12 protein-coding genes are annotated in these 20,273 nt (G+C 74.0%); 8 read left to right on the top strand and 4 right to left on the bottom strand.

Annotated features, from left to right (window positions below):
- Positions 1-117: 117 nt before the first annotated feature.
- Positions 118-1,053 (bottom strand): malate dehydrogenase, encoded by a 936-nt coding sequence (mdh, locus tag RQM47_RS01575; RefSeq protein ID WP_311665712.1) that lies wholly within the window; start codon positions 1,051-1,053, stop codon positions 118-120.
- A 203-nt stretch (positions 1,054-1,256) separates the two neighbouring features.
- Here mdh and RQM47_RS01570 point away from each other — a divergent pair, with 203 nt between their 5' ends.
- From RQM47_RS01570 to RQM47_RS01560, 3 genes are all read left to right on the top strand, one after another.
- Positions 1,257-2,633, top strand: coding sequence for an alkaline phosphatase (locus tag RQM47_RS01570; RefSeq protein WP_311665714.1), 1,377 nt, complete (start codon positions 1,257-1,259; stop codon positions 2,631-2,633).
- A 117-nt stretch (positions 2,634-2,750) separates the two neighbouring features.
- Positions 2,751-3,689: a calcium/sodium antiporter gene (locus RQM47_RS01565; RefSeq protein ID WP_311665716.1), complete on the top strand. Its 939-nt coding sequence runs from the start codon at positions 2,751-2,753 to the stop codon at positions 3,687-3,689.
- A 157-nt stretch (positions 3,690-3,846) separates the two neighbouring features.
- Positions 3,847-4,443: a hypothetical protein gene (locus tag RQM47_RS01560; RefSeq protein WP_311665718.1), complete on the top strand. Its 597-nt coding sequence runs from the start codon at positions 3,847-3,849 to the stop codon at positions 4,441-4,443.
- Between the two features lie 17 nt (positions 4,444-4,460).
- Here the strand turns inward: RQM47_RS01560 and hrpB are convergent, their stop codons facing one another.
- A complete protein-coding gene (gene hrpB, locus RQM47_RS01555; protein WP_311665720.1) occupies positions 4,461-7,022 on the bottom strand; it encodes an ATP-dependent helicase HrpB in 2,562 nt (853 codons plus the stop codon).
- A 343-nt stretch (positions 7,023-7,365) separates the two neighbouring features.
- Between hrpB and RQM47_RS01550 the strand changes: the two genes are divergently transcribed.
- From RQM47_RS01550 to RQM47_RS01540, 3 genes are all read left to right on the top strand, one after another.
- Positions 7,366-9,054: a sensor histidine kinase gene (locus RQM47_RS01550; protein ID WP_311663491.1), complete on the top strand. Its 1,689-nt coding sequence runs from the start codon at positions 7,366-7,368 to the stop codon at positions 9,052-9,054.
- A gap of 133 nt (positions 9,055-9,187) precedes the next feature.
- A complete protein-coding gene (locus RQM47_RS01545; RefSeq protein ID WP_314007120.1) occupies positions 9,188-11,914 on the top strand; it encodes a T9SS type A sorting domain-containing protein in 2,727 nt (908 codons plus the stop codon).
- 579 nt (positions 11,915-12,493) lie between these two features.
- A complete protein-coding gene (locus RQM47_RS01540) occupies positions 12,494-15,088 on the top strand; it encodes a T9SS type A sorting domain-containing protein (RefSeq protein WP_314007117.1) in 2,595 nt (864 codons plus the stop codon).
- A gap of 295 nt (positions 15,089-15,383) precedes the next feature.
- Here RQM47_RS01540 and treF read toward each other — a convergent pair whose 3' ends face one another.
- Positions 15,384-17,024: an alpha,alpha-trehalase TreF gene (treF, locus tag RQM47_RS01535; protein WP_314007114.1), complete on the bottom strand. Its 1,641-nt coding sequence runs from the start codon at positions 17,022-17,024 to the stop codon at positions 15,384-15,386.
- Between the two features lie 114 nt (positions 17,025-17,138).
- Between treF and RQM47_RS01530 the strand changes: the two genes are divergently transcribed.
- Both RQM47_RS01530 and RQM47_RS01525 read left to right on the top strand, forming a co-directional pair.
- On the top strand, positions 17,139-19,034 hold the full coding sequence (locus tag RQM47_RS01530) for an ABC transporter ATP-binding protein (protein ID WP_314007112.1): 1,896 nt from the start codon (positions 17,139-17,141) through the stop codon (positions 19,032-19,034).
- Positions 19,035-19,276: 242 nt separating this feature from the next.
- Positions 19,277-19,639 carry an FKBP-type peptidyl-prolyl cis-trans isomerase gene (locus RQM47_RS01525; protein WP_311663503.1) on the top strand — a complete coding sequence of 121 codons (363 nt, stop codon included), beginning with the start codon at positions 19,277-19,279 and terminating at the stop codon, positions 19,637-19,639.
- 28 nt (positions 19,640-19,667) lie between these two features.
- Here RQM47_RS01525 and RQM47_RS01520 read toward each other — a convergent pair whose 3' ends face one another.
- A complete protein-coding gene (locus RQM47_RS01520; protein WP_314007109.1) occupies positions 19,668-20,261 on the bottom strand; it encodes a DUF421 domain-containing protein in 594 nt (197 codons plus the stop codon).
- Positions 20,262-20,273 lie beyond the last annotated feature (12 nt).

The raw sequence follows: 20,273 nt of genomic DNA, 5'->3' as shown, positions 1-20,273 counted from the left end.
CGTGTACGGCCAAAGGCCGCCGCCCCGCCCGTACAAAGCGAGGGCGGGGCGGCCCGCCGTGGAGCCGCCCCGCCCGGAGCGAACCCCGCCCGCGTGCGCGGGCGGGGTGGTCTGGAGCTACGCCTGCGCCTTCAGGTTCTCGTACGCCCCGATCACCTCGCGGACGTGCTCGCCCGAGGCCTTCATGTCGGCGGTCTCCTTGTCGTTCAGGTCGAGCTCGACGATCTCCTCGACGCCGCCCCGCCCGAGCTTGACCGGCACGCCGATGAACATGTCTTCGAGCCCGTACTGGCCCGTCACCCAGGCCGCGCACGGGAGGACGCGCTTCGAGTCCTTGACGATGGCCTCGACCATCTCGGCCGCGCCGGCGCCCGGCGCGTACCACGCGCTCGTGCCCATGAGCCCGACGATCTCGCCGCCGCCCTTCTTGGTGCGCGTGATGATCTCGTCCAGCCGCGCCTCGTCGATGAGGTCGGTCACGGGCTGCGAGCCCACGGTCGTGAACCGCGGGAGCGGCGTCATCGAGTCGCCGTGGCCGCCGAGGAGCATGGCGTTGATGTCGCGGACCGACACGCCGAGCTCCATCTTCAGGAACGCCCGGTAGCGCGCCGTGTCGAGGATGCCGGCCATGCCCATCACGCGCTGCGACGGGAAGCCGGACTCCATGTACGCCACGTACGTCATGACGTCGAGCGGGTTGGAGACGACGATGATCGTCGTGTCCGGGCTCTGGTCGACGACGCTCCGCGTGACGGACGAGACGATCTCGGCGTTCTTGGCGAGCAGGTCGTCGCGGCTCATGCCCGGCTTGCGCGGGAGGCCGGCCGTGATGACGGTGACGTCGGAGCCCTTCGTGATCGCGTAGTCCGCCCCGCCCTCGATGACGGTGTCGAACCCGTGGATGGGGGCGGCCTCCATGAGGTCGAGGGCCTTGCCCTGCGCCACGCCCTCGTTGATGTCGACGAGGGCGATGTTCTGGACGATGTCCATTCGGGCGACGCACTCGGCGACGGTCGCGCCGACGTTTCCGGCGCCTACAACAGTGAGCTTCATGGGGAGGGGGATCTGTGAGGGGAAAGGCGTGGGACGCGGGCGGGGCGCCCGGCGTTCGCCCGCGCCGTCAATATGGGGGCGGGGAGGGCGGGGCGGCGCCCCCGCGGGCCTCGGATTCCGGGCGAAGACGGCCGCCGCCGCCGACGCGCGAGACGGGGGCGGGGCGGCGTTCGTACGCTGCCCCCGGACCCCGCCCCCGCCCTATGCCGACCGCTCCCCGCCCCGCCCGCTCCCTGCTGCCCCTCGCCGCAGCGCTCGCCCTCCTCGCCGCCCCGCCCGCCACGGCGCAGGACCTCCCGGACGCGCCTTCGGCCCGGCCGGTCGCGCTCGACGCGAGCCGCCCCACCCCGGCCGGGCAGCCCCGAAACGTGGTGCTCATGATCGCCGACGGGTTCGGCCCGGCCTCGGCCACGCTGGGGCGCGCGGCGAAGGGCGCCCCGCTCGCGCTCGACAGCGTCCTCGTGGGGACCGCCGAGACGTCGGCGACGGACAGCCGCGTGACCGACTCGGCGGCCGGCGCGACGGCCTACTCGTGCGGGATCAAGACGTACAACGGCGCGATCGCCGTCGACGCCGACGGCGCCCCGTGCCGGACGCTCCTCGAAGCCGCCGAGGACCGCGGCATGGCCACGGGCCTCGTCGCGACCAGCCGGATCACGCACGCCACGCCGGCCTCGTTCGCCGCCCACGTCGCGCGCCGGAGCGAGGAGCCCGAGATCGCCCGCCAGATGGCGGCGTCGGGCGTCGACCTCCTGTTCGGCGGCGGCCGCCGGTTCTTTACCGCCCCGCCCGAGGGCGCCGCGGCGCCGGCCGGCGCCTGGGGCGGGGCGGGGGGCACGCTCGCGACCGACCGCTCGGGCTACGACGCCATCGATCGGCTCCCGGCCGCGGCCCTCCTCGCCGACTCGCACCTGGCCTACGAGATCGACCGCGACGAGACCGACCAGCCGGCGCTGGCGGACATGGCCGTGAAGGCGCTCGACCTGCTCGCGGCGTCGCCCGACGGCGAGGAGCGCGGGTTCTTCCTCCTCGTCGAGGGCAGCCGGATCGACCACGCTGCCCACGGCAACGACCCGGCCGCGCACCTGGGCGACATCCTCGCCTACGACGACGCCGTCGCCGCCGTGCTCGCGTGGGCCGCCCGCGACGGGAACACGCTCGTGGTCTCGACGGCCGACCACGAGACGGGCGGGCTCACGCTGGGCCGCGACGGCGTCTACGTCTGGGACCCCGCCCCGCTCCTGGCCGCGACCGCCAGCTTCGAGCGGATGCGCGAGCGCGTGGCCGACGGCGAAGACGCCGCCGCCGTTTTGGAAGAGGGCACCGGCGCCCCGCTCCCCGAGGGCGCCGCCGACGCCGCGCGCGGGGCCGTCCGTGCCGAGGACACCGCGGCGCTCGCCGCGCTCGTCACCACGATCGAGTCCGAGCCGGCCGGCGTCGCGTGGACGACCAGCGGCCACACGGCCGTCGACGTGAACGTCTACGCCTGGGGGCCGGGGGCGGGGCGGTTCCGCGGGGCCATGGGCAACGACGCCGCTGGCCGGGCGCTGTTCGAGGCGCTCGGACTAGACCGCGAGTAGGCGCCCGGGCGGGGCGGGCGCGTGAAGATTGGCGCGCCCGGGCGCGGCCTGACACCGCCGGGCGGGGTGGGCGTTGAGGGCGGCCGCCCCGCCCTCCGGTCTTCTCCCGCCCCGCCCGTGCTGCCCGACGTCCTCGCCCTCGTAGGTGGCCTCGCGCTGCTCGTCGCCGCCGCGAGCGCCCTCGTCCGCGGCGCCGCCGCGCTCGCGCTCCGGCTCGGGCTCACGCCGCTCGTCGTCGGGCTGACCGTCGTCGCGTTCGGGACGAGCGCGCCCGAGCTGGTCGTGAGCGTGCAGGCGGCGCTCGCCGGGGCCGGCGGGATCGCCGTCGGGAACGTGGTCGGGTCGAACGTGGCGAACATCGGGCTCATCCTGGCCGTCGCCGTCCTGGTCCGCCCCATCGCGTCGGACCCGGCGCTGCTCCGGCGCGACCTCCCCGCCCTCGTGGCGGCCACGGCGCTCGCGGTCGCGCTGCTGTGGGACCGCGCGCTGGGGCGGGGCGAGGGGACCATGCTCCTCGTCGGGCTCGTGGCCTACCTCGTGTGGAGCGTCCGCACGGCGCGGCGAGAGCAGGCGGCTGTCGAGCTTCCGGTCGCGGCGCCGGCCGGGCCGGCGTGGCGCGACGCGCTGTTCGTCGTGGCCGGCTTGGGCGGGTTGGTCTGGGGCGCCGACCTGTTCGTGGGCGGGGCGGTCCGGCTCGCCGAGGCGGCCGGCGTCTCGAACGCGGTCATCGGGCTGACGGTCGTGGCCGTGGGGACGAGCCTGCCGGAGCTGGCGACGACGGTCGTGGCCGCGGCGCGCGGCGAGGGCGAGATCGCGGCGGGGAGTGTGGTCGGGTCGAACCTGTTCAACCTGCTCGGCATCCTCGGCGTGGGCGCGCTCGTGGAGCCGCTCGTCGCCCCGGGCCTCCGCCCGGTCGACCTCGCGGTAATGGCCGCGTTCACGGTCGCACTCGTCCCGATGATGCTCAGCGGGCGCCGGCTCGTCCGCGCCGAGTCGGGCGTGCTGCTGGCGGGGTACGTCGGCTACATGGCGTTCCTCCTGCTCCAGCCGGTCTGACCGCCCCGTCCACGGTCGGGTCGGGGCGGTCTGCAACGGGCGGGGCAGCGGCGTTGCTACAGGGGGCGCCACGGTTGGGGCGGGGTGGCGTAGTCCGTCTGCACCACGCGGGCGGGGCGGGCCGGCGGTACGCTGCGCGCGTTCTATCACCCCGCCCATGACCCGGACCCTCTCGCTTGCCGCCGCGCTGGCACTTCTCGCGGGATGCGCCTCGACGCGGCCCGCCCCGCTCACGTCGTCCGAGGGGCGGGCCGAGGTCAACGCCCGCGCTGCGGGACGCGTCGCCACCGTCCGCCTCGGTGGCGAGAGGCCGCGCGAGGTCCGCGCCCTCCGCGTCGGCCCCGACACGACGATCTGGGTCGACCGCCTGACAGGGGAGGCGGGCGCCGCGCCGACGGCCGCCCTGTCGTCCGTGTCGGTCGAACGGAGCGGGGCGGGGGGGCGGCTCCTGAAAGGGGCGGCCATCGGCGCCGGAGTCGGCGGTCTCCTCGGCGCCGTCTACGGGGCCACAGACGGCGGGGGATGGGTCTCGTTCACGCCCGTCCAGGCCGGAGCCGCCTTCGCTGTGAGCGGCGCCGTCTACGGCACGCTCGTCGGTCTCGTCGCCGGCCGCCGCGACGTCTACCGCCCCGCCCCGCCCGAGGCCGTCGTAGCCGCCTCGTGCGGCGGCCTCCCGCTCGCCTGCGCCGCCCCGCCCCGGCGGCCGGTGCCCGGGGCGGGGTGGACCCAGCGCTCCGATCCACCGACCCGCTGATCCACCGACCCACCGGCTCAGCGCCGCCGCTTCGCGCGGGCCGTCGGCGTGGCTTCCAGCGGGTTCTCGGGCCAGTGGTGCTTCGGGTAGCGCCCGCGGAGGTCCTTGCGCACGTCGAAGTAAGCGTCGCGCCAGAACGACGCCAAGTCCGTCGTGACCTGGGCGGGGCGGCCGGCCGGGCTCAGCAGGTGCATCAGCACAGGCAGGCGGCCGCCGAGCACGCGCGGCGTCGCCTCCAGCCCGAACACCTCCTGGAGCCGGACGGCCAAGACAGGCGCCTCGGGATCCGAATAGTCGAGGGGGCGGACCGACCCGCTGGGGACCGTCACATGGCTGGGCGCGAGCCGGTCGAGCGCGGCGCGCTCGGCGTACGGCACCTGCGCGAGCAAGGTCTGCCCGAGGTCGAGCCGGCCCAGGTCCGAGAGCCGCTTCATGCCCGCGAGGTACGGCCCGAGCCACGCGTCGAGGCCGTCCAGGAGCGCGTCGTCGGACACGTCGGGCCAGACGTCGCCCAGGTGGTGGTGCAGAAACGCCAGCCGCTCGCGGAGCCGGCGCGTCTCCTTCGACCACGGCAGCGCCTCCACCCCGCCCTGGCGCACGCCGTCGACGAGCGCGGCCGTCACGAGGTGCGGGGGCGGGGCGGCGAGCGGCGCGCTTCGCAGGACGACCGCGCCCAGCCGCGTCACGCGCCGCGCGCGCACGAGGCCGGCGTCAGCGTCCCACTCGACGCGGTCCTCGGTCACGATTTGATCGGCGAACAGCTCCTCGACGTCGTCGGCCGAGAGCGGGGCGGCCAGGAACACGCGGGCGCCGCCGTGGCGGTCGTCGAGGTCGCCGACGGCCAGGAACGGCTGGTCGGCGAGGGGCTGGTCCGGGTCGAGCCGCGCTGCGCGGCCCTCGCGGAGCCGGTAGCGCGCGCCCTCCGCCGAGTCGGCCACGCGCTGCGCCACGCGGTCGGGGTAGGCGAGGGCGAGGAGGCGGCCCACGGCGTCGAGGTCGCCGGCCGCCCCGCCCCGGCCGGCGCTCCACGCCTGCCGCCACCGGCCGGCCTCCTTCCGTGCCCGCGCGAGCGCGCCGCGATCGAGCCGCGCGCCCCGGAACGAGAGCGTCTCGCTCCCGCGCAGCGCCTCGACGCGGAGGCGGGCGTCGACGTCGGGCACGCGCGTCTCGTAGCGGAACGGGTCGCGCTCGCCCAGGAGCCCCACGAGGTCGGCGGCGAGCGCGGCCCGCCCCGCCCCGCGGGCGCGGACGGCGAGGTGGGCGAGGCGCGGGTGCATGGGGAGCTCCGCCAGCGTCCGGCCGTGGTCGGTGAGGGCACCGGCGGCATCGAGGGCGTCGAGCTCGCGGAGCAGCTCACGGGCCGCCTCGTAGGTGGCCTCGGGCGGGGCGTCGAGCCAGGCCAACTCGTCCGGCGTTGCGCCCCACGCCGCCAGGTCGAGCGCGAGCGGGGCGAGGTCGGCCTGGAGGATCTCGGGCGGGGCGAAGTCGCGGAGCGCGGCCTGCTCGGTCTCGCTCCACAGCCGGTAGCACACGCCGGGCTCGGTCCGCCCCGCCCGCCCGCGCCGCTGGTCGGCCTCGGCGCGGCTCACGCGGACCGTTTCGAGCCGGCTCATCCCGCTGCCCGCGTCGAACCGCGGCCGCCGCGCGAGCCCGCCGTCGACGACCACGCGGACGCCCTCGATCGTCAGGCTGGTCTCGGCGATCGACGTGGCCAGCACCACCTTGCGCGTCCCGGGCGGGGCGGGCGCCACGGCCGCGTCCTGGTCGCGCGCCGAGAGGTCGCCGTAGAGCGGCGCCAGGCGGACGCCCGGCGGCAGCGTCCCCTCCAGCGCCCGCGCCGCGCGGCGGATCTCGCCCGCGCCCGGGAGGAACGCGAGCACGCTCCCGGGCTCCTCGGCCAGCGCCCGGCGCACGGCGTCGGCCACGGCGTCCTCGACGCGCCCGCCCCGCCCGCGCCCGGCCGCCGCGTTCGGGCTCCCCAGGTAGTGCGTGGTGACGGGGAACGTGCGCCCCTCGCTGGCGACGACCGCCGCGTCCGGCCCGAGCAGCCGCGCCACGCGCGCGCCGTCGAGCGTCGCGCTCATAACCACGACGCGGAGGTCGGGGCGGAGCAGCGCCTGCGCCTGGAGGCACAGCGCGAGGCCGAGGTCGGCCTGGAGCGAGCGCTCGTGGTACTCGTCGAACACGACCACGCCGACGGGGCGGGCGCCGTCCACGAGGGCGGGGTCCGCGAGCAGCCGCCGCGTCAGGATGCCCTCGGTGACGACCTCGACCCGCGTCCCGCGCCCGACCTTCGACTCGCCGCGCACGCGGAACCCGAACCGGCCGCCGGGCCGCTCTCCCACCTGCTGCGCGAGCCGCCGCGCCGCCGCCCGCGCCGCGATCCGCCGCGGTTCCAGCATCACGACGTCGCGGCCGTCCAGCCAGTCGGCGTCGAGGAGCGCGAGCGGGACGCGCGTGGTCTTGCCCGCGCCGGGCGGCGCCTGGAGCACGGCCGCCCGCCCCGCCCCCAGCGCGGCCACAAGCTCCGGCAGCACGGCGTCGACGGGGAGGGCGGGGTGGGGGAGCGAGCGGGGCACGGGGGGGAAGAGGGGAAGAGGGGAAGAGGGGAAGAGGGGAAGAGGGGAAGAGGGGAAGAGGGGAAGAGGGGAAGAGGGGAAGAGGGGAAGAGGGGAAGAGGGGAAGAGGGGAAGAGGGGAAGAGGGGGCGCCGCGCGTCGCGAAAAGTTCCGGCCGCCCCGCCCCGCCCTCCGCGCGGGCGGGGTGGCGCATCTTCTGCCCGCTGCCCGCTGCCCGCTGCCCGCTGCCCGCTGCCCGCTGCCCGCTGCCCGCTGCCCGCTGCCCGCTGCCCGCTGCCCGGGGGACAAACGGGAGCGCCCCGAGTACGAGCCGCCCCGCCCCCGCCCGCCACCCCGCCCGCCGCATGTCCCCTAGCCGCCGCCTCCGCGTCTACTGGGAGCGCTACGCCGCCCCCACCCGGACCGAGCGCGACGCCGGGTTCCGGGCCGTCCTCGACGCGGCGACCGGCCGCGGGCTCCGCGTGGCCGGCCTGTTCGGGGTCGCCGCGCTCGTGGGCGCGGCCGTCGCCGTCGGCGTCACGACGCTCATCGCCGGGGGCGACATGGTCGAGGCGACCGTCGAGGCCACGCTCCAGATCGGGCGCGTGCTGACCGACAAGCTGTTCGTGTTCGCCGCCGCGGCCGTGTTCCTCGCCGTCGCCCGGTTCCGCCCGCGGCTCACCGTCGGGCGGTGGCTCGTGGCGGCCTACGTGCTCGTGGCCGCCGGCTTCCTCACGGCCGACGACGTGGCTCGGGCCGACATCGAGTTTCTGGCCGCCTGGCTCTCGCTGCTCCTCCTGCTGACGGTCGGGACCGTCCCCTTTCAGCCCGTCCAGACGCTGGCCCTGGGCCTCCTCATCACCATCGTCCACACGGGGGCGACGGCCGTGCCGGGGATGGAGGTGTCACTCGACGTGAGCGAGAACGTCCGGCGCATCGCCTACCTCGTCCTCGTGACCTTCCTGTGCACGGTCATGAACGGGGCGCTCTACGCCGGCCGCTACGGACAGTACCGCGTGACCGAGCGGCTGGCCCGGCTCCGCGACCGGCTCGAGCGGCGGAGCCAGCTGCTCGAAACGCGCGGGGCCGAGCTCGAGGCGCAGCAGGCCGAGCTCGAGTCGTCGCTCGGCCGGCTCTCGCGCGCCCAGACGCAGCTCGTGCAGCAGGAGAAGATGGCCTCGCTCGGCCAGCTCACGGCGGGCGTGGCCCACGAGCTGAAAAACCCGCTCAACTTCGTCAACAACTTTGCCCAGCTCTCGGCCGAGCTCCTGGACGACTTCGAGGACGAGCTCCGCGAGGACGACGGGCGCTCCGTCGCCGAGGCGCTCGGCGCCTCGGGCGACCTGCTGGACGACCTCCGCGCGAACGCGGCCAAGATCCGCGAGCACGGGCGCCGAGCCGACGGCATCATCCGGTCCATGCTCGCCCACAGCCGGGCCACGCCCGGCCCCCACCGCCCCGCCCCGCTCAACGGCCTGCTCGAAGAGTACGTGGGGCTCGCCTACCACGGGATGCGGGCCGAGCACACCGGGTTCAACGTCGAGATCGAGAAGAGCCTGGACCCGGCCGTCGGCGACGTCGAGATGGTCCCTGAGGAGATGGGGCGGGTGTTCCTCAACCTGCTCGACAACGCGCTCCAGGCCACGCGCGAGCGGGCCGCCGACGGCGAGCCCGACTACGCCCCCCGGCTCTCCGTCGCCACGCGCCCGCTGCCCCGGGGCGGGGCGGAGGTCCGCGTCTCGGACAACGGGCGGGGCATCCCGGACGACGTGCTCGACCGGATCTTCGAGCCCTTTTTTACGACGAAGCCGACCGGCGAGGGCACCGGCCTGGGCCTCTCGCTGACGTACGAGATCGTCGTCCACGGCCACGGGGGAACGCTCGACGTGGAGACGGCCGAGGGCGAGGGGACCACGTTCGTCGTGTCGCTCCCGGGAGAGGATCCCGCAGCCACGGGCGGGGCGGCAGCGAGCGGGGCGGCAGCGAGCGGGATGGCGTCGGGCGGGATGGCGTCGGGCGGGGCGGCGGGGCGGGGCGGGGAAGCGCAGGACTGAGCCAGAGGCGGGCCGGCGGAGATTGTTCGGCGCGTGTGGAGAGAACGTCACGTTTTTGTGACGGAGCGGACCTAGGTTTGGGGAGCGCGGAGCCCGCTCCGCGTTCCGCTCCGGCATCCACCACTCTCCCTTTATGCGCTTCCCTTACAACGGAGTTCGGCACGGCCTCGTCGTCGCCGCCGCCCTCCTTGCCCTTCCGGCCTCCGCTCAGATCTCGGACGTCCAAGCTGAACCCTCGGCGGACGCCCACCGAGAGGCGGCGGCGCCTGCGCCGGCCTCCCCGTCCCAGACGGACCGCACCGCGCGGCTCGCGGGAGACGGTCCGCTCTCGCGGCTCGACGCGACGCTCCGCAACCTTGTCCGGGGCGGGGCGGCGGCCCGCGGCGGCGACGCCTACGTCCAGGTCGACGTGCTCGCCAAAGGCACGGGCGGAGCCAGCGAGCTGGCGGCCAAGCTGGACGAGCTCGGGCTCGAGCAGACGAGCCGAACGGACTTTGTCGTCTCGGGGCTGCTCCCGGTCCGGTCGATCGAGGCCATGGCTGAGATCCCGTCGCTCCGCTCGGCGATGGCTCCCCACTACCTCGTGCACGGGCCGGACGGCGAGGACACGTACGTGTCGCCGGTCGTGGCGGGCCGCTCGTTCGTCGGCGCCGTGACGGGTCAGGCGAACGAGGCCCTCCGGGCAGACATCGCGCGGGACCAGTTCGGTGTGGCGGGCCGCGGCGTCTGCATCGGCGTGATGTCCGACTCGTACAACTTCCGGAATGGTGCGGCCGCGGGCGTCGCCTCCGGCGACCTCCCCGACGGCATCCGCGTCCTCGACGAGCTCGACACCGGCCGGGAAGGCTCTGACGAGGGCCGGGCTATGATGGAGCTGGCCTACGACGTGGCCCCGGGCGTGGACTTCGCGTTCCACACCGCGTTCAAGGGCTTCGCCAACTTCGCCGGCGGCGTCGTCGACCTGTTCCAGGCGGGGTGCCAGGTGGTGGTCGACGACATCGGGATCTCGACGGACCCCATGTTCCAGGACGGCGCGATCTCGCAGGCCATCGACTACATCGTTTCGCAGGGCGGGGCGTACTTCTCGTCGGCTGGGAACTCCTCGAACGCCTCGTACGAGAGCGACTACCGCGGCACCGGCATCACCGGCCCCGGCGGCGGCTCGTTCCACGACTTCGACCCGAGCTCGGGCGTCGACGCCTTCCAGAACGTCGTGCTCCTGCCGGGCCAGCGCATCCGGTTCGCGTTCCAGTACGACGAGCCGTCGGTGCTCGCCGGCGTTGAGGTCAGCGAGTACCCGTCGCTCTACGGCGGAGCGGAGGGCCAGGCGCCGACGAGCAACTACGACGTCTACATCCTCGACGGGCCGTCGGCCGACGCGGGGATCCTCGCCGTCTCGGACAACGACAACCCGACGTTCGGGGCGCCCTACGAGTTCGTCGACTACACGAACGCGACGGGGGCCGAGCAGACGGTCTACGTCGCGATCGAGCTGGTCGACGGCGCCGAGCGTCGCCTGAAGTACGTCAACTTCGGCGGCACCCGCTCCGTTATCCAGAACGCCGAGTACGCCGGCGCCTCGACCGCGTTCGGGCACTCGAACGCCGAGGGCACCTTCGCGACCGGCGCCGCTCCGTGGTTCAACACGCCGGCGTTCAGCGAGGTCATCCGCGAGAACCCGGAGCTCGTGGGCGGGGCGGCCGTCGAGGCGTTCACGTCGTTCGGCGGCCTCGACATCCGGCTCGACGAGGACGGCAACCGTCTCAGCTCACCCATCGACCGGATGAAGCCGGACGCGGTCGCCTCGGACGGCGACAACAACACGTTCTTCGGCGGCGACATCGTGAGCGACGACGACACGTTCCCGAACTTTTTCGGGACGAGCGCTGCGGCCCCGAACGCCTCGGCCGTCGCCGCGCTCATGCTCGAGGCCACGGGCGGGGCGGCTCCCGCGACGGCCATCTACAGCGCACTCGAGGAGACGGCCGTGGACATCCTCCGCGGCCCCGGCACGTTCAACTTCGGGTCCGCCCCGGGCTTCGACGACCAGAGCGGGTTCGGCTTTATCCGCGCTGACGAGGCGCTCGCCGCGCTCGCCGGTGAGCCCGTGGCGTGCTCGCCGGAGGCGCCCGTGTTCTTCGCCGACTTCGACGCGGACGGCGACGACGCGACGTTCGGCGAGTTCGCGGCGGTCGGCAACGACTCCGACGGCGCGTTCGTGAACCTCACGGGGTGCTCGTTCGCTGCCTTCAATCCGTTCACCGAGCGCGTGACCTACGCGACCTCGGCGGCGGGCGGTGTGGCCGCTGGGGGCGAGTTCGTGCTCGCGACGCAGGAGGGCGACCAGGAGCTGCCGGCGTCGGTGATCCCAGACGGACCGGGCGCGATCGTCCTCGTCGAGGGCACCACGGAGGTCGGCGCGTCGGTCCAGGACGTTCTGGACCGTGTCGTGGCGTCGGTCGTCTACTTCAACGAGGACCAGGTCTTCGGGTCGGCCCGCGGCGGCAACGGCGCGGCGCGGACGTCGACGGACCGGGGCCAGTCGCTGCTCGACGCGCTCGCGGCCGTCCGCAACGAGGCCCCGCTCGCGGCGGGTCCGGTGGACGTGACGCTGGTGGCGTCTCCGAACCCGGTGCGCGGCCGTCTCTCGGTCGGGTTCGGTGCGGCCGAGGCCGGCCCGGTCCGGGCGTCGGTGTACGACGCGCTGGGCCGCGAGGTGGCCGTGTTGGCCGACGGGGCCTTCGAGGCCGGCCGTCACGAGGTGACGCTGGAGGCGGGGTCGTTCCCGTCGGGCGTGTACATCGTGCGGGTGTCGGTGGGCGGCGACGTGCAGACGCAGCAGGTCACGGTGGTGCGGTAGCGTCCGTCTCCACCCAGCCCCCGGGTTCGCTCGGGGCGTGCGCGGCCGGCTCCTTCGGGGGCCGGCCGCGCCGCGTTGGGGCCGCCCCGCCCGTGGCCGCCCCCGTCCAAGCGGCGTCCCGCCCCGCCCTCCACACGGGGGCGGGGCGGGGTGGGTTGGCTCTCCCATGGCTTCGTGCAGGGGCGGGGTGGCGTGCGGAGGGCTCGCGGCCCTTTTCTAACACATGCGACAATTAGTGTTCAGTCAGAGTGTAGGATGTGTTAGGTTTACGTGACGGCGCGGTATAGGTGGAGGTCGGTCCCCTGCTCCGTGCTGCCCACTGTCCACCACCCTCTCTCCTCCGCCCCCATGCGATTCCCTTACCCCCGGTTGCGCTACGGTCTCGTAGCCGCAGCCGCCCTCTTCACCCTCCCTGCCGCGGCTCAAACGTCGCCTCGCACCCCAACCGACGGACTTGAGCCGTCGTCGAGCGGCTATCAAGGCCCCGCCATCGGGAACCAAGCGTTCGGGGCCGCGGGCGCCCGCCAAGCCGGCGTCGTTCGGACGCCCGAGAAGGGCGGCGCGCTTTCCCGGCTCGACGTGACCCTCACCAACCTCGCCGCCGACTACGAGGCCCGCGCTCAAAGCGGCGCGCGCGTCACCAACGACCGCGTCCGCATCAGCGCGCTGGCTCCGGACCCGAGTGCGGCCCGCCAGCTGAAGGCGTCCCTCAACCAGCTCGGCCTCGAGAAGACGGCGGAGACTGACTACGTCGTCTCCGGCCTCCTCCCCGTCAGCGCGCTCGACGAGCTCGCTGCGCTCCCGTCGCTCCGCTCGGCGTTCGCTGACCTCTACGTCCTCCGTGGGCGGGGCGGCGAGGACACGTTCGTGTCCCCGGTCGTCTCGGAGGCCGCGCGCGTCGGGGCCGTCGACGGCGAGGCCAGCCTCGCTCTCCGCGCGGACATCGCGCGCGACCGCTTCGACGTGACGGGCCAGGGCGTCTGCATCGGGATGCTCTCCGACTCGTACAACAGCCTCGGCGGTGCCGCGGGTGGCGTCGCCTCGGGCGACCTCCCCGACGGCATCGACGTGCTCGAGGACCTCGGCGAGGGCGAAGGCTCTGACGAGGGCCGGGCTATGATGGAGCTGGCCTACGACGTAGCCCCGGGCGTGGACTTCGCGTTCCACACCGCGTTCGAGGGGTTCGTCGGGTTCTCTGGCGGGATCGTCCAGCTGTTCCAGAACGGCTGCAACGTGATCGTCGACGACATCGGCTACGCCGGTGACCCGTACTTCCAGGACGGCGTCATCGCCCAGGCCGTCGACTACGTCGCTGAAGAGGGGGCCTCGTACTTCTCGTCGGCTGGCAACTCGGCCGACGCCTCGTACGAGGCGGACTTTGAGGACTCCGGCGTTCCAGGGTTCTTCACGTTCGGGGGCAACCTCCACGACTTCGACCCCGGCCCGGACGTCGACGCCTTCCAGGACGTCCTGATCTTCCCCGGTGAGACCCTCCGGTTCGCGTTCCAGTACGACGAGCCGTCGGTGCTCGCCGGCGTCGAGTTCAGCGAGTTCCCGGACCTCTACGGCGGCGAGGCGGGCCAGGCGCCGACGAGCGACTACGACGTGTTCGTCTTCGACGAGCCCTCGACCGATGGGACCATCCTCGCCATTTCGGCCGACGCCAACTCGACCGCTGGCGCTCCGTTCGAGTTTATCGAATACACCAACACGACGACCAGCATCCAGTTCGTCTACGTCGCCATCCAGAAGTTCGAGGGTGAGGACCGCCGGATGAAGTACGTCAACTTCGGCGGCGACCGGATTCTGATCGAGACGGCCGAGTACGTCGAGCCGGGCACGTCGACCGTGTACGGCCACTCGAACGCAGCCGGGGCCTTTGCGACCGGCGCCGCCGCGTGGTTCAACACGGCCTCCTACAGCGACTTCCTCGACGCGATTGAGTCGTTTACGGGGTCGGCGAGTGTCAACGGCTTCTCGTCATACGGCGGCCTCGCCATCCGGCTCGACGAGGACGGCAACCGGCTAGCCTCGCCCGAGGAGCGGATGAAGCCGGACGCCGTGGCGTCGGACGGCGACAACAACACGTTCTTCGGCGGCGACAGCGGCGTCGACGACGACGACCTCCCGAACTTCTTCGGGACGAGCGCCTCGGCTCCGAACGCCTCGGCCGTCGCCGCGCTCGCCATCGAGGCCGCCGGGAGCGTGTCGCCGGCCGAGCTCTTCGCCGCGCTCGAAGGGACGGCGGACGACATGATCTCCGGTGCCCCCGTCACGACGGTCAACGAAAACGCCACGCCGGGCTTCGACGACCGGACCGGGAACGGGTTCGTCCGCGCCGACTTCGCCATCGCCAGCCTCCTCGGCGTCGAGCCCGTCGCGTGCTCGGCCGAGCTCGCGCTCTCGTTCGACTTCGACGGCGACGGCGACGTCGACGGCGACGACTTCGAGACGGACGGGGCCAATGACCCCGACCAGTTCCTCGGCGACGTGTTCGGCGAGCTCGCCGCGGTCACGAACGCGACGGCCACCGAGTTCGTCGACCTCTCGACGTGCACGTTCGCCGTGTTCAACCCGTTCACGGAGATGGTGACCTACGCGGCCACGCCGGGCGGTGTGATCGGCGCCCGCGAGGAGTTCGTGTTCGCCGGCCAGCGCGGTACGGCGGACCTCCCGTCGGGCACGCTCCCCGACGGCCCCGGCGCGTTCGCGCTCATCGAGGGCGACGTGGCCGTGGGTGCGTCCGTGCAGGACGTGCTTGGATCGGTCGTGGCCTCGGTCGTCTACCTCAACGACGAGACCGTGTTCGGGTCGAAGAGCGGCGGCAACGGCGCGGCGCGGACATCGGGGGACCAGGCGTTCCTCGACGCGCTGGCCCGCGTGCGCGGCGAGGCGCAGGTGGCCTCGGGTCCGGTGGACGTGACGCTGGTGGCGTCTCCGAACCCGGTGCGCGGCCGTCTCTCGGTCGGGTTCGGTGCGGCCGAGGCCGGCCCGGTCCGGGCGTCGGTGTACGACGCGCTGGGGCGTGAGGTGGCCGTGTTGGCCGACGGCGCCTTCGAGGCCGGCCGTCACGAGGTGACGCTGGAGGCGGGGTCGTTCCCGTCGGGCGTGTACATCGTGCGGGTGTCGGTGGGCGGCGACGTGCAGACGCAGCAGGTCACGGTGGTGCGGTAGCGTCCGTCTCCACCCCGCCCCCGGGTTGTCCCGGGGCGTGCGCGGCCGGCTCCTTCGGGGGCCGGCCGCGCCGCGTTGGGGTCGCCCCGCCCGTGGCCGCCCCCGTCCAAGCGGCCGCCCCGCCCCGCCCTCCACACGAGGGCGGGGCGGCTGCGTTAGCCCGCCCCGCCCCGCCCGTGGTGCTGCGCGAGGGCGGGGTGGGAAGGCGTCCTCCGCCCCGCCTGTGGTTCCACCCGGGAGCGGGGTGGTGCAGGTGGGGGCGCGGCGCTCGTCTCTGGACGACCGCCGGTCGCCCCTACTCCTGCGCGCTGAAGCCGAGCGCCACCCCGTTCGTCCACCCGAAGCCGTCCTGGTTCGGGTACTCGCCGCCGCCGGCGGGGCGCGAGAGGTCGGTCACGTCGTACTTCTCGGTCATCTTGCCCGTCGCCTGGTAGACCCGGCGGTTCAGGGCGAGCCAGCGGTCGCGGACGGCGTCGGCGAGGTCGGCGCGGCCGTAGCGGCGGGCGCCCTCGGCGCCGAGCCACTGGAGCGGGGGCCACCCGTTGGGGGCGTCCCACTGTTGGCCCGACGCGATGAGCGTGGTCACGAGGCCGCCCGGTTGGAGGAAGTCGCGCTCCAGGCGGTCGGCCGTCGCGCGGCCCTGCGCCTCGGTCGCGAGCCCGAAATAGAGCGGGGCGGCCATCGCCAGCGTCGGCCGGTCCGTCACGCGCTGGCCGGTCCGCCAGCGGACGTCGAAAAAGGCGCCCTCGCTTGGGTCGTAGGCGGCGTCCAGGAGCGCCCGGCGGCGCGCCTCGGCCCGCCCCGCCCACCGCTCGGCCTCGGCGTCGTCGTCCCCGAGCGCGTGGAGCCGGCCGATCGTCCGCTCCTGGTGGTAGAGGAGGCTGTTGAGGTCGACCGGGACGAGGTCGACCGTTTCCAGCGTCCGCAGGTCTGTGGGGTCGCGCATCCAGCGGCTGGAAAAGTCCCACCCGCTCTCGGCCGCCGCCCGGAGGTTCCGGTAGAGGGCGGGGCGGTCCGCCTCGGGCACCGTCTGGGCCAGCTCGTAGTCCTCGCGGTAGGACTCGGGCCTCGGCTCCGGCCGGTCGTCCCAGTAGCGGTTGAGGACCGCTCCGCCCGCCAGGCGCACGGCGCGGCGGTGCGCCTCGCCCGGCGTGAGCGCCTCGGCGCCGTCCATCCAGAACGCGTGCTCGGCTTCGAGGGCGGGGAGGTAGCGGAGCGCCTGCGCCGAGTCCGTGGCCGCCGCGTAGAGGCCGACCATGGCCGCGAAAAACGGCGGCTGGCTCCGGCTGAGGTAGTACGTCCGGTTCCCGTTGGGGACGTGGCCGACGGTCTCGATCTGGAAGGCGAAGTTGTCGAGCACGCTCCGCACGAGGTCGAGCCGCCCGCTCTCGACCAGCCCGAGCATGGTGAAGTACGAGTCCCAGTAGTAGACCTCGCGGAAGCGCCCGCCCGGCACGACGTACGGGTTGGGGAGCGGGATGAGCGACGAGACGAGCTCGGGGTCGTCGGCCGGGCGCGTGAGCACGGGCCACAGCGCACGGACGTGCGCCTCCATCGAGAGCGACGGGTCGGTCTCGTACCCAGCCCCGACCGGCTCGGGGATCTCGAAGTGCCGCTCGACGAACGCGGCCAGGTCGAACCCCGCCCCGCCCGCGCCGTCCGTTTGCGACCCGCCCCTCTCGGCCTGGTAGCGGGCGGCGATCTCAGTCGGCGGCTGGAGCGGCCGGGCGTCGGCGAACGTCTTGGAGTCGGGGAAGAGGCGGGCCAGCTGGACATCGTGGAACAGCGGCCCGAGGTCGCGGGCGGGGTGGTACCGACCGTCAGCCCCGGCAGCGGGCACGACGTCCGCCGTGGCGGGCGCGACGGGCGGGGCGGCGGTCTGGCAGCCAGCGGCGAGGACGACTGCGAGGAGGAGGGCGGGGCGGAGAGGGCGCATCGGGCGGGGCGGGCGTGCGGGGGCGGAGCAACCTACCGCCCCGCTCGCCGCGGCCGCCCCGCCCGCAGACCGCCCCGCCCGTGAACACGGCGCGGGGCGGGGCGTGCATCGGGCATGGCAACACGAAACGGCACGGCGCGGAAGACGGCAAAGCGGAAGGGGAGCTCGCGAGGCCCGGCCGAGGACCTCTCGTTCCGCGAGCGGCTCGGGGCGCTCTCGAACCTCCCCCCGCTCTTCCGCCTCGTCTGGGCCACGAGCCCCGGGCTCGTCGCGGCCAACCTCGCGCTCCGGCTCGTCCGCTCGCTGGTCCCGGTGACGATGCTCTACGTGGGCAAGCTGGTCGTCGACGAGGTCGTCCGCGTGGCGGACGCGGCGCCGGACCTGGGCGGGGTGGCGGCGTGGACGGCCGAGTTGGAGGGGCTCGCGTGGCTGCTCGCCGCCGAGCTGGGCCTGGCCGTGCTCCAGGACCTCCTCGGCCGGGCGACGGCGCTCTGCGACTCGCTCCTGGGCGACCTGTTCACGAACGAGACCTCGGTCCGCCTCATGCGCCACGCGGCGGCGCTCGACCTGGCCCACTTCGAGAACGCCGACTTCTACGACCAGCTGGAGCGGGCGCGGCGGCAGACGACGGGGCGGATGGTCCTGCTGAGCCAGGTGTTCGGGCAGGCCGAGAGCCTGGTCACGGTCGCCTCGCTGGGCGTCGGGCTGGCGGTCTACCAGCCGTGGCTGCTCGTGCTGCTCGCCGTGGCGCTCGTCCCGGCCTTTCTCGGCGAGGCCCACTTTAACGCCCAGTCGTACTCGCTGGCCTACTCATGGACGCCCGAGCGCCGCGAGCTCGACTACCTCCGCTACGTCGGGGCGTCGGACGACACGGCCAAGGAGGTCAAGGTGTTCGGGCTCAACGACTACCTCGCCGAGCGCTACCGGACGCTCGCCGACGCCTACTACCGGGCCAACCGTGCGCTCGCCGTCCGCCGGGCGGGGTGGGGCGGCCTGCTCTCGGCCGTCGGCACGTTGGGCTACTACGCGGCCTACGCCGTGATCGTGTACCGGACGGCGGCCGGCGCGTTCACGATCGGCGATCTCACGTTCCTGGCCGGCTCGTTCGGGCGGATGCGGTCGCTCCTGGAGGGCCTGCTCGCGTCGTTCTCCGACGTCTCGGGACGGGCGCTCTACCTCGAGGACCTGTTCTCGTTTTTCGAGATCGAGCCCGCCGTCGCCACCCCGCCCAATGCCGTGCCGGTGCCGGACCCGATCGCTGAGGGGTTCGCGTTCGAGGGCGTCGGGTTCCGGTACCCGGGGAGCGAGGTGTGGGCCGTCCGCGATCTCACGTTCACGCTCCGCGCCGGCGAGGCGCTCGCGCTCGTGGGCGAGAACGGGGCGGGCAAGACGACGCTCGTGAAGCTGCTCGCCCGGCTCTACGACCCCGACGAGGGCCGCATCCTGCTCGACGGCCGCGACCTCAGGGACTACGACCTCGACGAGCTCCGGTCCGCCATCGGCGTCATCTTCCAGGACTTCGTGCGCTACCACCTGACGGCGTCCGAGAACATCGCCGTTGGGCGGATCGCGGAGCGGGGCGACCGGCCCCGGATCGAGACGTCGGCCGAGCGGTCGCTCGCGGACGCGGTCATCGAGTCGCTGCCCGAGGGCTACGACCAGACGCTGGGCAAGCGGTTCTCGGCGGGCGTGGACCTCTCGGGCGGCCAGTGGCAGAAGGTGGCGCTCGGCCGGGCCTACATGCGCGACGCCCAGCTCCTCATCCTCGACGAGCCGACGGCGGCGCTCGACGCGCGCGCCGAGTACGAGGTGTTCGAGCGGTTCAAGGACCTGACCGAAGGCAAGACGGCCGTGCTCATCTCGCACCGCTTCTCGACGGTCCGCATGGCCGACCGCATCCTGGTCCTCGACGGCGGCCGCGTCGAGGAGGTGGGCACGCACGAGGAGCTCCTGCGGGCGGGGCGGCGCTACGCGGAGCTGTTCGAGCTCCAGGCTCAGGGGTATCGGTAGGCCGCCCCGCCCAGGGCGGCGGGCGGGGCGGGCGCCGTGCTCGGGTGGGCGGGGCGGCCGTCCGTGCGCCGCGCCCTACGTTGGCGCCACCCCGCCCGTGCGTCTCTACCGCACTGGCTGAGCGGCGGCTGAGGCGGCACGGCACGCGACCATCGCGGCTCGCTCGGACACCCCGCCCGCCCGGCGGCGTTGACAGGCCGCACCCACCCCGCCCCTATGCGTCTCCGCCCCACCCCGCCCCTATGCGTCTCCGCCCCGCCCCGCTCCTCCTGCTCCTCGTGGGCCTCGCCGTCGCCGCGTGCGACTCCAGCGACTCCAACGACTCCAACGACTCCGACGGCGTGGCCGATCTCGGCGACACGGTGTTCGTCTCGTTCGAAGGTCGCCTCGACGACGGGACCATCTTCAACCCCCGGACCCAGGCCTCTTTCCGGCTGGACGACAGCGTGATCCCCGGCTTCCGCGACGGCATCGTAGGGATGCGGGTGGGGGAGAGCCGGACGTTCGTCGTCCCGCCCGAGGAGGGGTACGGCGACCAGCAGCGGGGGCCGATCCCGCCCAACTCCACGCTCACGTTCGAGGTCGAGCTCCTCGGCGTCCGCTAACGCCGCGCTGTGGGCTCCCGCCCCGCCCTTACGCGCCAGGGCGGGGCGGCGGCACGCGGCCGTCGCGGCCGGCGAGGTGGAGCGGGAACGTGGGCTCGCCGTCCCGCGCCTCGCCCTCGTCGTAGCGGTAGAGCCCGAGCTTCCCCGACCGCTCCAGGAAGGCGTAACGGACCTCCCCGGTCTGCTCGATGCCCTCCTCGCGGAGCAGGCCGAGAAACTCGTCGGGCCGCAGGCGCTCCAGACGGACGTTCTCGTCCAGCACGCGGCCGTGCTCGATGAGGAGCCGCGGCCGCCCTTCGAGAAAGTCGTTCACGCGCTGTGAGCGGAGCTGGGCCTGCCCAGCCAGGCTGCTCAGGGTGACGACGACGACGACCACGAGGCACGCGTAGAGGATCGGGACCTGGGGGTAGAACATGACGTCGCCCGTCGCCGAGCCCAGCGCGATGACGACCACGAACTCGAACGGCGAGAGCTGCTGCTGGCCCCGCTTCCCCATAAACCGAAGGAGGAGGACCGTGAACAGGTAGATGACGACGACGCGGAAGACGATCTCGAGGAAGAAGAGCGGGGGTTGCTCTCCGATAAACATCCGGTGCCAGTCGAAGGGGGTCACGGGGTCCACGGCGGGGCGGGG

Source organism: Rubrivirga sp. S365, from assembly GCF_032248475.1.
GTDB lineage: Bacteria > Bacteroidota > Rhodothermia > Rhodothermales > Rubricoccaceae > Rubrivirga > Rubrivirga litoralis.
The sequence above is the reverse complement of the archived record's forward strand: the minus strand, read 5'-3'. Positions and strand labels throughout refer to the sequence as shown.

Bases quoted from the DNA above. Each gene is read 5' to 3' on its own strand.
- treF (WP_314007114.1), bottom strand. From the start codon at position 17,024: ATGCGCCCTCTCCGCCCCGCCCTCCTCCTCGCAGTCGTCCTCGCCGCT.
- RQM47_RS01530 (WP_314007112.1), top strand. From the start codon at position 17,139: ATGGCAACACGAAACGGCACGGCGCGGAAGACGGCAAAGCGGAAGGGG.
- RQM47_RS01525 (WP_311663503.1), top strand. From the start codon at position 19,277: ATGCGTCTCCGCCCCGCCCCGCTCCTCCTGCTCCTCGTGGGCCTCGCC.
- RQM47_RS01560 (WP_311665718.1), top strand. From the start codon at position 3,847: ATGACCCGGACCCTCTCGCTTGCCGCCGCGCTGGCACTTCTCGCGGGA.
- RQM47_RS01545 (WP_314007120.1), top strand. From the start codon at position 9,188: ATGCGCTTCCCTTACAACGGAGTTCGGCACGGCCTCGTCGTCGCCGCC.
- RQM47_RS01570 (WP_311665714.1), top strand. From the start codon at position 1,257: ATGCCGACCGCTCCCCGCCCCGCCCGCTCCCTGCTGCCCCTCGCCGCA.
- RQM47_RS01550 (WP_311663491.1), top strand. From the start codon at position 7,366: ATGTCCCCTAGCCGCCGCCTCCGCGTCTACTGGGAGCGCTACGCCGCC.
- mdh (WP_311665712.1), bottom strand. From the start codon at position 1,053: ATGAAGCTCACTGTTGTAGGCGCCGGAAACGTCGGCGCGACCGTCGCC.